This is a genomic window from Streptomyces sp. BK022, assembly GCF_004217355.1.
Classification (GTDB): Bacteria; Actinomycetota; Actinomycetes; order Streptomycetales; family Streptomycetaceae; genus Streptomyces; species Streptomyces griseoluteus.
The window spans coordinates 300,230-313,347 of record NZ_SHKU01000003.1 but is presented as its reverse complement, the minus strand read 5'-3'; the positions used below and the strand labels follow the sequence as shown (position 1 = coordinate 313,347).

General features: G+C 73.3%; 11 protein-coding genes. 6 read left to right on the top strand and 5 right to left on the bottom strand.

Annotated features, from left to right (window positions below; genetic code table 11):
• Positions 1 to 23 precede the first annotated feature (23 nt).
• The 5 genes from EV284_RS12930 to EV284_RS12910 all read left to right on the top strand — a co-directional run bounded on the left by EV284_RS12930 (position 24) and on the right by EV284_RS12910 (position 8,068).
• Positions 24 to 1,325 carry a hypothetical protein gene (locus EV284_RS12930; protein WP_130333488.1) on the top strand — a complete coding sequence of 434 codons (1,302 nt, stop codon included), beginning with the start codon at positions 24 to 26 and terminating at the stop codon, positions 1,323 to 1,325.
• Positions 1,322 to 3,778, top strand: coding sequence for a serine/threonine-protein kinase (locus EV284_RS12925; protein WP_130333486.1), 2,457 nt, complete (start codon positions 1,322 to 1,324; stop codon positions 3,776 to 3,778). Before EV284_RS12930 ends, EV284_RS12925 begins: the two co-directional genes overlap by 4 nt.
• Before the next feature lie 2 nt (positions 3,779 to 3,780).
• Positions 3,781 to 5,082 (top strand): PP2C family serine/threonine-protein phosphatase, encoded by a 1,302-nt coding sequence (locus tag EV284_RS12920; RefSeq protein WP_130333484.1) that lies wholly within the window; start codon positions 3,781 to 3,783, stop codon positions 5,080 to 5,082.
• Between the two features lie 160 nt (positions 5,083 to 5,242).
• Complete coding sequence (locus EV284_RS12915; protein WP_130333481.1) at positions 5,243 to 6,559, top strand: VWA domain-containing protein; 1,317 nt, start codon at positions 5,243 to 5,245, stop codon at positions 6,557 to 6,559.
• Between the two features lie 57 nt (positions 6,560 to 6,616).
• Positions 6,617 to 8,068, top strand: coding sequence for an FHA domain-containing protein (locus EV284_RS12910; protein WP_130333479.1), 1,452 nt, complete (start codon positions 6,617 to 6,619; stop codon positions 8,066 to 8,068).
• Between the two features lie 12 nt (positions 8,069 to 8,080).
• Here EV284_RS12910 and EV284_RS12905 read toward each other — a convergent pair whose 3' ends face one another.
• Positions 8,081 to 9,058, bottom strand: coding sequence for a methyltransferase domain-containing protein (locus EV284_RS12905; RefSeq protein ID WP_130333477.1), 978 nt, complete (start codon positions 9,056 to 9,058; stop codon positions 8,081 to 8,083).
• A gap of 105 nt (positions 9,059 to 9,163) precedes the next feature.
• Between EV284_RS12905 and EV284_RS12900 the strand changes: the two genes are divergently transcribed.
• Complete coding sequence (locus tag EV284_RS12900; protein WP_130333475.1) at positions 9,164 to 9,568, top strand: globin; 405 nt, start codon at positions 9,164 to 9,166, stop codon at positions 9,566 to 9,568.
• A 106-nt stretch (positions 9,569 to 9,674) separates the two neighbouring features.
• Here EV284_RS12900 and EV284_RS12895 read toward each other — a convergent pair whose 3' ends face one another.
• The 4 genes from EV284_RS12895 to EV284_RS12880 form a co-directional block, all read right to left on the bottom strand.
• Positions 9,675 to 10,358, bottom strand: a complete 684-nt coding sequence (locus EV284_RS12895) for a hypothetical protein (protein ID WP_130333473.1) — start codon at positions 10,356 to 10,358, stop codon at positions 9,675 to 9,677.
• Positions 10,355 to 10,771: a thioesterase family protein gene (locus tag EV284_RS12890; RefSeq protein ID WP_130333471.1), complete on the bottom strand. Its 417-nt coding sequence runs from the start codon at positions 10,769 to 10,771 to the stop codon at positions 10,355 to 10,357. The genes EV284_RS12895 and EV284_RS12890 overlap by 4 nt, the downstream gene beginning before the upstream one ends.
• A gap of 7 nt (positions 10,772 to 10,778) precedes the next feature.
• Positions 10,779 to 12,443 carry an energy-dependent translational throttle protein EttA gene (gene ettA, locus EV284_RS12885; protein ID WP_130333469.1) on the bottom strand — a complete coding sequence of 555 codons (1,665 nt, stop codon included), beginning with the start codon at positions 12,441 to 12,443 and terminating at the stop codon, positions 10,779 to 10,781.
• 242 nt (positions 12,444 to 12,685) lie between these two features.
• On the bottom strand, positions 12,686 to 13,015 hold the full coding sequence (locus EV284_RS12880) for a hypothetical protein (protein ID WP_130333467.1): 330 nt from the start codon (positions 13,013 to 13,015) through the stop codon (positions 12,686 to 12,688).
• Positions 13,016 to 13,118: the final 103 nt, after the last annotated feature.

Genomic DNA, 13,118 nt, shown 5'->3' with positions numbered 1-13,118 from the left:
CACACAGCAGCGAGAGGTGATCGATGGGCGTCACGGACCCCGCCGGGCCGGTGATGGACCGGGACGAGGTGGACCGTGCGCTGGCGCGGCTCGGCCAGGAGCACGAGGCGATCGAGACCTCGCTGTTCGCGCTCCAGGACCACGCCGGCCGCCGCCTGCTGGAGGGCGCCGAGCTGACCGGTGTGACCAAGGAGCGGTGGGCCGCCACGGAGGCGCGGATAACCCTGCTGTGGACCTGTTTCGACGCGTACACCGACGCGCTGCGCCAGGCCCGCGAGATCCGCTCCCGGCGCCGCTGGTCCAGCCGGGAGGACCTGGTGGAGCTGACCGGCCTGCTGCGCGGGGAGTCCGTCACGGTGGCGGGCGGCGCCTCGGGGCCGGCCGTCCTCAGCGAGAGCTTCACGCTGGCCGCGCTCGTGGACCGGATGAACGAGCTGTACGCGACCTCGCTGGACATGGTGGTGGCCGCCGACGCCGTGTGGTCGGCGCTGCCCGCCCGCATCGACCTGCTCGCCGCCGAGCTCCAGCGCACCCGCAGGCTGGCGCACTCCGTCGGCGTCCGCCCCGGCGAACACCCCTCCGGGGACGACCTGGAGGGCATCACCCGCACCCTGACCGAGCTGCGCGAGGACGTCGTCCGCGACCCGCTGGCGCACTGGGTGCCGGCCGGGGGCGGTTCGGCGCCCGGCGGCGGGCGCCCGGACACCACGGTGTACGACCGGGAGGCGCGGGCGCTGGAGGACGTGCGCCGGGAGATCGAGGCGGTGCTCACCGTCCGGCAGGACGCCGAGGAGCGGCTGATCCGGCTGCGGGACGTGCTCTCCCGCGCCGACCGCACCCTGGCCGAGGCGCGTACCGCGCGCGGTGAGGTGCTGGCGAAGATCGCCGCGACCGAGGTGCCGGTGGTGAGCGGCCCGCCGACCGTGCTCCAGGAGCAGTTGGCGACGGCGGCCGAGTACCGCCGCCAGGCCCGCTGGCACCGCCTCTCCCCGCTGCTGGAGTCCTTGGAGCAGCGGGCGGAGGACGAACTGCTGCGCGCCCGCGAGTCGTTGACGGCCGTCACCGCGCCCCTCGCGGTCCGCGCCGAGCTGCGCGGCCGGCTGGACGCCTACCGGGCGAAGGTCACCCGGCACGGCCTGGCCGAGGACCGGCTGCTGATCGAGCGGTACGACGCGGCCCGCCGGATGCTGTGGAGCGCGCCCTGCGACCTGCGCGTCGCCGAACAGGCGGTGCTGCGCTACCAGCAGGCGGCGGCCGAGCTGCTGGCCCCGCCGAGGGCCTTGGAGCAGAACGCGCCGGAGGACGGCAAGGGGGACCAGCGGTGAGCGGGGAACGGCGCGGCTGCCAGCGCCCGGACTGCGCGGGCACCTACGAGGACATGGGCGGCGGCGAGCTGTACTGCGACACCTGCGGGCTGGCCCCCGTGGTCTCCCCCGGCGCGAGACCGGCCGCCGAGCCGGTGGGTTCGGTCGGTTCGGCGCCGACCGGGATCAACGGCGTCGCCCCGCGCAGCTCCTCGCAGTCCGCCCGCTCCCGGCGCTCGGTGTCGGGGCGGCTCTCCCGCTCGCTGCCGGGCTCGCCGGGCGGCCGCTCGGTGTCGGTGCGCGGCTCGGGCTCGTCCTCGGGGCCGTCGGGGCGCGGCCGGCTGGGCGCCGGGCTGGTGGTGGTGCCGCAGGTGCCGAGGCCCGACCCGCGCGCGATGGTGCTGGACAACCCGGAGGTGCCCGAGCGCAAGCGGTACTGCTCCCGCGCGGACTGCGGGGCGCCGGTGGGCCGGGCGCGGGGGGAACGGCCGGGGCGCACCGAGGGGTTCTGCACCAAGTGCGGGCACCCGTACTCCTTCGTGCCCAAGCTGCGCGCCGGGGACATCGTGCACGGGCAGTACGAGGTGGCGGGGTGCCTGGCGCACGGCGGGCTCGGCTGGATCTACCTCGCGGTGGACCGGGCGGTGTCCGACCGGTGGGTGGTGCTGAAGGGCCTGCTGGACACCGGGGACCAGGACGCGATGGCGGCGGCGATCTCGGAGCGCCGGTTCCTGGCGGAGATCGAGCACGCGGGCATCGTCCGGATCTACAACTTCGTCGAGCACCTCGACCAGCGCACCGGCTCGCTGGACGGGTACATCGTCATGGAGTACGTCGGCGGCAAGTCGCTCAAGGAGATCGCCAACGCCCGCCGCACCCCGGACGGCAGGCGGGACCCGCTGCCGGTGGAGCAGGCGTGCGCCTACGGCATCGAGGCGCTCGAGGCGCTCGGCCATCTGCACAGCCGCAACCTGCTGTACTGCGACTTCAAGGTCGACAACGCCATCCAGACCGAGGACCAGCTCAAGCTCATCGACATGGGCGCCGTGCGCCGCATGGACGACGAGGAGTCCGCGATCTACGGCACGGTCGGCTACCAGGCCCCCGAGGTCGCCGACGTCGGCCCCTCGGCGGCCAGTGACCTGTACACGGTGGGCCGCACCCTGGCCGTCCTCACCTTCGACTTCCAGGGCTACACCACCGTCTACGCCGACTCGCTGCCCGACCCGGACACCATCGAGGTGTTCCACCGCTACGAGTCCTTCTACCGCTTCCTGGTCCGCGCCACCGACCCCGACCCGGCCCGCCGGTTCGCCTCCGCGCAGGAGATGGCCGACCAGCTCACCGGTGTGCTGCGCGAGGTCGTCTCGCTGAGCACCGGGCAGGCCCGGCCCGCGCTGTCGACCCTGTTCGGGCCCGAAGTGCGGGTGACGGACACCGAGTTGTTCCCGGCGCTGGACGGCGAGGTGTCCCGCCTCGGCGCCCGCGCGCTGCCCGGCCCCGGCCGCCCGGCCGCCTTGCCGCCCGCGCTGGTCCGGCCGGTCGACACCCCGGCCGCCGCGCTGGCGCTGCCGGTGCCGCTGGTCGACCCGAACGACCCGGACGCCGGTTTCCTGGCCGGCCTCGTGGCCTCCGCGCCCGGCGAGCTGATCGGCGCGCTGGAGGCGGCCCCCGGCCAGAGCGTGGAGACCCGGCTCAGAAGGGTGCGGGCGTGGCTGGAGCACGGCGACCGGGAGGCCGCGCTGGCGACGCTGGCCCGGCTGGACGAGGAGCGGCCCGACGACTGGCGGGTGGTCTGGTACCGGGGCGTGGCCGCCCTGGTCACCGGCGACTTCGAGAGTGCCGCGCTCGCCTTCGACGCGATCTACGACGCCTTTCCCGGCGAGGCCGCGCCCAAGCTGGCGCTCGGCCTGTGCGCGGAGGTGCTGGGCCAGCTGGACAACGCCGCCGAGTACTACCGGCTGGTGTGGGCGACCGACCCGAGCTTCGTCAGCGCCGCGTTCGGCCTGGCGCGGGTGCGGCTGGCGGGCGGGGACCGGGCGGGCGCCGTACGGACGCTGGAATCGGTGCCGGAGTCGTCCATCCACTACACGGCCGCGCGGGTCGCGGCGGTGCGGGCGCGGCTGCGGCGGCGCACGGCGGCCGCCGGTGACGTACCGTTCCTGGACGACCTGACCGCCGCGGCGGACCAGGTCGAGGCGCTGGACGCGTACGGGCTGGACCCGGCGCGACGCGAGCGGTTGTCGGCCGAAGTCCTCGGCTGCGCCCTGGACTGGATACTCTCCAGTGGTCAGGACACCGCTCGGCCGGTCACCGGCGGGCGGGTGCTGCTCGGCAGCGGTCTGGACGAGCGGGGCCTCCGCTTCGGCCTGGAGCGCGCCTACCGCACGCTGGCCCGGCTGGCGCCCGGCGGCGAGGAGAGGATCAACCTGGTGGAACGGGCCAACCGTTACCGCCCCCGGACGTGGGTGTAGTCATGTCACAGATGCCCCAGCAGGCCGCACTGCCCAGGTGCCCGAGCTGCGCGGAGCCGCTCGAACCGGGCGACCTCTTCTGCGGCGCGTGCGGATACGACCTGTCCGCCGTGCCCGCGCCGCCCGCGGACCAGCCGACGCTGACCATGACCGGCGCGCCGGACGGCGACGTCGACTGGCCCGAGCCGGAGCCGGCCACCACCGGCGGCACCGAGCCGCGCGCCCACCGGGCCGCCGACGTGCCCGGCACCGACTCCGGCGGCACCCCGCTGCACGCACCCGAACCGGCCGCGTCCGGGGTGCGCTTCGACCGGCCCGCCGAGGCCGCGGAACCGACCGAGCCCGAGGAGTACCCGCTCCAGGCCCCCGACCCGCGTGCCGAGCCCGCCGCGCAGGTGTGTGTGGCCTGCCGCACGGGCCGGGTGGACGGCGACGGCTACTGCGAGAACTGCGGGCACGCCCAGCCCCGCGAACGCGACCACATGGAGCGGGAGTCGGGCCCGGTGGCCGCGATCAGCGACCGGGGCCTGCGCCACCACCGCAACGAGGACGACTTCACCGTGGCGCACACCGCGCTGCCCGACGGCTCCCCCGCCGCGCTCGCCGTGGTCTGCGACGGCGTCTCCTCCGCGACCCGCCCCGACGAGGCGTCCACCGCCGCCTCGCGGGCCGCCGGGGACGTGCTGCTGGCGGCCCTGCCGCGCGGGACGCATCCGCAGGCGGCGATGCACGAGGCGATCGTGGCCGCGGCGAAGGCCGTGGACGCGCTCGCCGAGGCGCCCGACGGGGCCCGCGAGCACGCCCCGCACCAGAACGCCCCGGCCTGCACGATCGTGGCCTCGGTGGTCGCCTCCGGTCTGCTGGTGGTCGGCTGGATCGGCGACAGCCGCGCCTACTGGGTGCCGGACGACCGCTCCGCGCCCCCGGCCCGGCTGACCGAGGACGACTCCTGGGCGGCCCAGATGGTGGCGGCCGGCCTGATGAACGAGGCGGAGGCGTACGCCGACGAGCGGGCCCACGCCATCACCGGCTGGCTCGGCGCCGACGCCTACGAACTGGAGCCGCACACCGCGTCGTTCAAGCCCGACCGGTCCGGTGTGGTGCTGGTCTGCACCGACGGCCTGTGGAACTACGCCGAGGCGCCGGAGGAGATGGCCGAGGTGCTGCCCCCGGACGCGGCCGCCCGCCCGCTGCACGCGGCGCGGGTGCTGGTGGGGCACGCGCTGGACGCCGGGGGCCACGACAACGTAACAGTGGCCGTCGTGCCGTTCCCCGCGCCGCCGCAGGGGGCAGGATCGGCCTGAGGCCGTCGCGGCGCGGGTGACCGCGCGCGGTGCGGGGGCCTCGGGTACGGGGAAGCACAGGCAGGCACGGGGAAGGACGGGCGGACGCGGAGGGGACCGGTCCGCCCGAACGCACCGCCTCGCGGGGAGCGGGGCGTGTCCGAGGGGGATGTGAACCAGCATGGCCAATTTCGCCAAGCCGGGCGGCGGGCCGCAGTTCTCGGTGGACGTCTACCAGAACGAGTATCTGCCGGAGGGCGGTCGCGAGGTCAACGCCATCGTGACCGTGACGGCCCGGGGCGGCACCGCGTCCGCCGGGCCGGGCGCGTCGGCCGCCGTGGTGCTGATGGTGGACTGCTCGGGCTCGATGGACTACCCGCCCACCAAGATGCGCAACGCCCGCGACGCCACCGCCGCCGCCGTGGACACCCTGCGCGACGGGGTGCTCTTCGGGATCGTCGACGGTACGCATGTGGCCCGCGAGGTCTATCCGGGCGGCGGCCGGCTCGCGGTGGCCGACCCGACCACCCGCGCCCAGGCCAAGCAGGCGCTGCGCCGGCTCGGCGCGGGCGGCGGCACCGCGATCGGCACCTGGCTGCGGCTGGCCGACCGGCTGCTGGCCGGGGCGGACGTGTCGATCCGGCACGGCATCCTGCTGACCGACGGCCGCAACGAGCACGAGTCGGCGGCGGAGCTGAAGGACACCCTGGAAGCGTGCGCCGGGCGGTTCACCTGTGACGCGCGGGGCGTGGGAACCGACTGGGAAGTGAAAGAAGTCACAGGCATCGCCTCGGCGTTGCTCGGCACCGCCGACATCGTCGCCGATCCGGCCCGGCTCACCGAGGACTTCACCCGGATCATGGAGTCGACGATGGGCAAGCAGGTCGCCGACGTCGCCCTGCGGGTGTGGACACCGGTCGGCACCCGCATCAGGTTCGTCAAGCAAGTGGCGCCTACGGTCGAGGATTTGACCGACAGACGCACCGAGGCGGGCCCGCGCGCCGGGGACTACCCCACCGGTTCCTGGGGCGGGGAGTCCCGCGACTACCACCTCTGCGTGGAGGTCCCGGCGGCCGGGCTGGGCCAGGAGATGCTCGCCGCGCGCGTCTCCCTGGTGGCGGCCGGACCGGACGGATCGGTACAGAACCTCGGCGCCCAGGGACTCGTACGGGCCGTGTGGACCGACGACATGGCGGCCTCCACCTCGCTGAACGCCCAAGTCGCCCACTACACCGGCCAGGCCGAACTGGCGCAGGCCATCAGGGAAGGGCTGGATCTCCGCAAAGCGGGCGATATGGACGGAGCAACGGCCAAACTGGGACGTGCCGTTCAGCTGGCGGGGGTGTCGGGGAACGCGGATACTGCGAAACTGCTTGCGAAGGTGGTGGACGTGGTCGACGCCCCGACCGGTACTGTGCGGTTGAAGGCGAAGGTCGCGGAGGCCGACGAGATGACACTCGAGACCCGGTCCACGAAGACTGTTCGCGTCAAGAAGTGACCCTGGCGACAGGGACCCTGTAGACACCGATACCTCAGCAGAAGGGGTACCACCGACATGCCGACCTGCCCGAACGGACACCAGTCGGGTTCCGACGACTGGTGCGAGGTCTGCGGTCACCGCATGGCCGGTGCCGTGCCTCCGCCCCCGCCCCCGTCCGGCGGCGGCTACGGGTTCCCGCCGCCGCGCAACGAGGGACACCCCTCCCCCGGCGGGCAGGCCGAGCTGTGCCCGCAGTGCCGTACGCCCCGCGAGGGCGGCGCGCCCTTCTGCGAGGAGTGCCGGTGGAACTTCCTGACCAACACCGCCACCTCGTACACCCCGGCGGCCCCGCCCCGGCAGCAGCAGCCCCGCTACCAGCCGCCGAGCCAGCCCTTCGGCGGCGGTGACGGGTTCGAGTACCAGGGCTCCCGGCCCTCGCAGGTGAACCGGCCGGCCGAGCCGATACCCTCCTTCGACTCCGAGCCCTCGGGGCCGACGCCCTTCGGCAACGAGCGCCGTCCGGCGTCCCCGCCGCCGCCCACCTCGGGCGGGCAGTCTCCGTTCGGGGAGCGCCGGCCGGGGCCGCCGCCGGGCTTCGGTGGTGGGCCGGGCCAGGGTCCTGGTCCGCAGGGTGGTCCCGGGCAGCAGGGCGGTCCCGGCCAGGGGCCCGGTCCGCAGGGTCGTCCCGGTCAGCAGGGTCCGGGCGGGCCCGGCGGCCCCGGCGGCGGGCAGGGTTACGGCGGTCCGGGGGGTTCCGGCCGCCTCGGTGGCCCCGGCCGTCCCGGTGGGCCCGGTACGCAGGGCGGCCCCGGTGGTCCCGGTGATCCTTCGGGTCAGGGCGGTCCCTCCGGTCCCCCGCCGTTCGGGCGTGAGCCCTCCGCCTTCGGCGCCGCTCCGTCCCGGCAGGCTCCTCCGCCGTCCGCGCCCTCGGGTTTCCCGCAGGAGACCGGCCGCACCCCGGCCGGCGGCCCGTCCTTCGCGGACGACGACTGGGTGATCCCCCCGCCGCCGTCGAACAACGGCCCCGCGGGTGGCCCCGGTGGCGGCTACGGCTACCCGCAGCAGTCCGGCCCCGGCCAGTCGCAGGGCTACCCCCAGGCTCCGCGGACCCCGCAGGCTCCGGCGACCTGGACCGCGACCATCGGGCCGGACCGCGACTACTTCATGGCGATGATGCAGCGCTCCGGCCCCGAGGCCGCAGGGCTCAACCTGCCCGCCTACTCGCCCGAGCAGCAGCGCACGCTCACCGGCAACCAGGTCACCATCGGCCGCCGCCGGCACTCCACCGGCGACACCCCGGACATCGACCTGTCGGTGCCGCCGGAGGACCCCGGCGTCTCGCACCAGCACGCGGTGCTGGTGCAGCAGCCGGACGGCGGCTGGGCGGTCGTCGACCAGAACTCGACGAACGGCACCACGGTCAACGGCTCCGACGAGCCGATCCAGCCGTTCGTGCCGGTACCGCTCCAGGACGGCGACCGGGTGCACGTGGGCGCCTGGACGACGATCACCGTCCACCGCGGCTGATCCCGGGGGCGTTCACGGCAGCGGCCAGGCGTGGCGGCCCCCCGGGTCGTCCAGCCAGGCCCAGGCACGGGGGCCGCTGACCGTGACGCCGTACCGTTCGCGGTCCGGCATGCCCGCGTTCTCCCACAGCGCGTACGCCCGCGTAGGCTCCAGCGCGCCCCGGACCAGCCCCAGCAGGAAGCGGAACGACTCCTGGTCCCGCGCCCGCCCCGGCAGCCCGTGGAGGGGCATCGGCTCGGCGGGCGCCCGGCACTCCCCGCGCAGCGGTACGAAGTAGGCGCCGGTGCCCAGGAAGCGCCCCTCGGCGCGGCCGGAGCCGTCGACGTCCAGCGCGAGCAGCCCGTTGTTCAGCGGGGCGACGATCCGGGCGCCGGGCGCGCACTGGGCGATCCAGGCGCGCGGCACCGTGGGCAGCATGCAGGTGGCCATGATCCGGTCGTAGGGGGCGTGCACGGGCACCCCGCGTGCCCCGTCCCCGGTGACCACCACCGGGTGGTACCCGGCCCGGGCGAGGTGCTGCCGGGCGGGCTCGGTGATCTCCGCTTCCATGTCGACCGTGGTGACCAGGGAGTCGTCGCCGAGCCGGTGGGCGAGCAGCGCGGCGTTGTAGCCGGTCCCGGTGCCGACCTCCAGTACCCTCTCGCCGTCCCGGACGCCCAGCGCGACCAGCATCCGCGCCATCAGCGAGGGCTGGCTGCTGGAGGAGACCAGCTCGCCGTCGCACAGCCGGGTGGCCAGCGGGGCGTCCGCGTAGGCGCCGCGCGCCCAGCGCTCCCGCCCGGCCGGATCGGGGTCGTCGGCCGCGAACCGCTCGTACCCGCCGAGGACGCCGACGTAGTAGTACGGCACGAACAGGTGCCGGGGCACCTCGGCGAAGGTCTCCCGCCACACCGGGTCCGCCCGCCAGGCGCCGTCGCGGTCGATCTGCCGGACCAGCTCGGCCCGCGCCTCGGCGGCCACCCGGGTCAGCTCGGAATCGTAGGCGCCCATACGTCCACAGTAGGCACGATCCGGGGGCGGCAGGGGTCGGAGCGGCGGACGGTGGCCGGTCCTAGGCCTTGAGTCCTGGGCCCCCCGGTCTGAGACCATGGACAGGTGAACGAGATCCGACGAGGCACGCTTCAGGAGCAGACCTTCTACGAGCAGGTCGGCGGGGAGGAGACCTTCCGCCGGCTGGTCCACCGTTTCTACGAGGGCGTCGCCGAGGACCCGCTGCTGAAGCCCATGTACCCGGAGGAGGACCTCGGCCCGGCCGAGGAGCGGCTCACCCTGTTCCTGATCCAGTACTGGGGCGGACCCACCACCTACAGCCAGGAGCGCGGCCACCCCCGGCTGCGGATGCGGCACGCCCCGTTCGCCGTGGACCGGGCCGCGCACGACGCCTGGCTGAAGCACATGCGGGACGCGGTGGACGAGCTGGAGCTGTCCGAGGAGCACGAGCGGACGCTGTGGAACTACCTGACGTACGCGGCGGCGTCGATGGTGAACACGGCCGAGTGAAGCGGTACACGTGAACCGGTGCACGTGAACCAGTTCTTGTGAACGGGGCCGTGTGAGCGGGGCTTTGTGAAGGGGGCCTAGCCAACGGGGCCTGTGAACGGGGTTTTCAGCGCACCGTGACGCCGAGTGCGCCCAGCCCCGCGTGCCGTACGGCGATCGACCCGTAGGGGGTGCGCAGCCGGAGCCACGCACCGGAGGAGAACAGGCCCGTCTCCTCGGCGCTGTCCGGCTCGGGGGGCCGGAGGAAGCCGAGCGAGTGCGCGGCGTGCACGGCCCGCACCGGGAGCCGGGTGGAGCCGACCTCGCGGGACCAGATCTCCCGCCCGATCCGGTCCAGCTCGGCACGGGTGCGCTGCCCGGGCGGCAACTCCTCGGTACGGGACCGGAATTCGGCCACCGACTGGGCCACGGTCCGCTGCAGCGCCGCAGGTCCCGGCAGCCCCGGCTCGGGCCGCCAGCCGCCACGCGGCGGCAGCACCCCGGCCCACGGGGGCCCGGTGACGGCGGCGGGCACGGCGGCGGTGGCCGCGCGCTCGTCCACCGACTCCAGCAGCTCGCCCGCGGAGACGGTCATGTCGAGGACGGCGTCGAGCCCGTCCTCGTACGGCTTGCCGAGGCGTACCGCGCGGACGGCCAGCACCTCGAAGGAGGGCGGGCGTCCGAACACGGCGAGCGCGGTCCCGGCCGCCTGGAGGCGTACCGCGGCCGCGCGGTCGTAGCGGAGCAGCCGGGTGAGGAAGGCGGCGAGGTCGGCCGCCTCCGTCTCGTCGGCGAGGTGCAGCACCGTCATGCGGCGACGGCCTTCTCCTCGGCGGACTCGTCCCGGTACTCCTGGAGGAACTCGCGTTCCTCCGCGGTGATCCGGCGCGGTCGCTGCGCCTCGAAGTCGAAGGGCACGACGACGGTGGACGCCCGTACGTACACGGTGTCCGCGTCCTTCACCTCGTAGGTGATGGTGAAGGACGCGGCCCGGATCTCGGTGATCCACAGCTCGACGTCCACCGGGTGGTGCCGGTGGACGAGCTGCCGCTTGTAGTCGATCTCGTGGCGCGCCACGACCGACCCCTGCTCGAAGTCCTTGTCCGGGCGGAACAGGAAGTCGATACGGGCTTCCTCCAGGTACCGGAGGAACACCACGTTGTTGACGTGGCCGTACGCGTCCATGTCCGCCCAGCGCAGGGGGCAGCGGTAGATGTGGCGCAAGGTGCGATCAGCCCCTGGTCAGCTTCTTGTAGGTGGCGCGGTGCGGACGCGCGGCGTCGGCGCCGAGCCGCTCGATCTTGTTCTTCTCGTAGGACTCGAAGTTGCCCTCGAACCAGAACCACTTGGAGTCACCCTCGTAGGCGAGGATGTGGGTGGCGACCCGGTCCAGGAACCAGCGGTCGTGGGAGACGACCACGGCCGCACCCGGGAACTCGAGCAGCGCGTTCTCCAGGGAGGACAGCGTCTCGACGTCGAGGTCGTTGGTGGGCTCGTCGAGGAGCAGCAGGTTGCCGCCCTGCTTGAGGGTCAGCGCCAGGTTGAGGCGGTTGCGCTCACCACCGGAGAGGACACCGGCCGGCTTCTGCTGGTCCGGGCCCTTGAAGCCGAACGCGGAGACGTAGGCGCGGGACGGCATCTCGACCTGGCCCACGTTGATGTAGTCCAGCTCGTCGGAGACGACGGCCCACAGCGTCTTCTTGGGGTCGATGTTCGCACGGCTCTGGTCGACGTACGAGATCTTGACGGTCTCGCCGACCTTGATGGAGCCGGAGTCCGGCGTCTCCAGGCCCTGGATCATCTTGAACAGGGTGGTCTTGCCGGCGCCGTTGGGGCCGATGACACCCACGATGCCGTTGCGCGGCAGCGTGAAGGACAGGTCGTCGATGAGGACCTTGTCACCGAAGGCCTTGGAGAGGTTGTTGACCTCGACCACGATGCTGCCCAGACGCGGGCCCGGCGGGATCTGGATCTCCTCGAAGTCCAGCTTCCGCATCTTGTCGGCCTCGGCCGCCATCTCCTCGTAACGCGCGAGGCGGGCCTTGGACTTGGCCTGGCGGCCCTTGGCGTTGGACCGCACCCACTCCAGCTCTTCCTTGAGCCGCTTGGCGCGCTTGGCGTCCTTCTGGCCCTCGACCTTCAGACGCGTCTGCTTGGTCTCCAGGTAGGTGGAGTAGTTGCCCTCGTAGGGGTACGCGCGGCCGCGGTCGAGCTCGAGGATCCACTCGGCGACGTTGTCCAGGAAGTACCGGTCGTGGGTGATGGCCACGACGGTGCCCGGGTACTTGGCCAGGTGCTGCTCCAGCCAGTTCACCGACTCGGCGTCGAGGTGGTTGGTGGGCTCGTCGAGGAGCAGCAGGTCGGGCTGCTCCAGGAGCAGCTTGCAGAGCGCGACGCGGCGCTTCTCGCCACCGGAGAGGGTGGTGACGGGCCAGTCGCCGGGCGGGCAGCCGAGCGCGTCCATGGCCTGCTCGAGCTGGGCGTCGAGGTCCCAGGCGTTGGCGTGGTCCAGTTCCTCCTGGAGCTTGCCCATCTCGTCGAGCAGCGCGTCGGAGTAGTCGGTCGCCATCAGCTCGGCGATCTCGTTGAACCGGTCGAGCTTGCCCTTGATCTCGGCGACGCCCTCCTGGACGTTCTCCAGGACCGTCTTCTCGTCGTTCAGCTTGGGCTCCTGCATCAGGATGCCGACGCTGTAGCCCGGGGAGATGAAGGCGTCACCGTTGGAGGGCTGCTGCAGCCCCGCCATGATCTGCAGCACGGTCGACTTACCGGCACCGTTCGGACCGACGACGCCGATCTTCGCCCCCGGCAGGAAGTTCAGGGTGACGTCGTCGAGGATCACCTTGTCGCCGTGCGCTTTGCGCGCCTTGCGCATGGTGTAAATGAACTCAGCCAAGAGAAACCGTCCGGCAGCTTGAAATCTGGCAGTGGGCAGATACACCCCATCTTGCCTGACCGCCACCCCTGGGGGGAAACGCGTGACCCCAGGACGCTCTGACCTGGGGTTCCGCGGATAGCGGCTCCGGCTCGGCTGCCACTGCCGGTCGTCCTCGGTCGTCCTCGGGCGCCCTCGCACGGCCCGGAGACGGCCCAGCGGGGCCAGGAGGAATGAGTCGCCCTCGTTGTCAGTGGATGGCGCTATGGTGCGTCCGCCATCGAGGGCGACGCTTCGGGGAGGGCTGCCGACTGCCAGATCACCGTGCCGGCGGTGTCCGGTAGGTCGGGGCTGACCGAGACATCGGGGAACTCGTAGATGGTCACGTCGATCAGTACATCCGTGGCACGGAGCACCCAGCGGAGTTCCCGCGGCTCGGCGGCGAAGAAGAATCGGGTCGTGCGCTGCTGCCCGTACAGCCCTCCTGCGGCTGCCTGATGGGAGTCATTGGCCAGGTGGCACCTCGCCCAACCATGGCCCTGGAGTTCCCACTTCAGCTGAAGGGCGCCCGTTGGCGCCTGAGCGAACGGCACGGGGAGCGGGCTATCGGGCAACGATCGGCCCTCAGCTCAGGAAGCTGCGGTCATTTCAGGTTGGTTCAGGCGCTGACCTGGGCAATCGGCCGAAGTGCGGCCT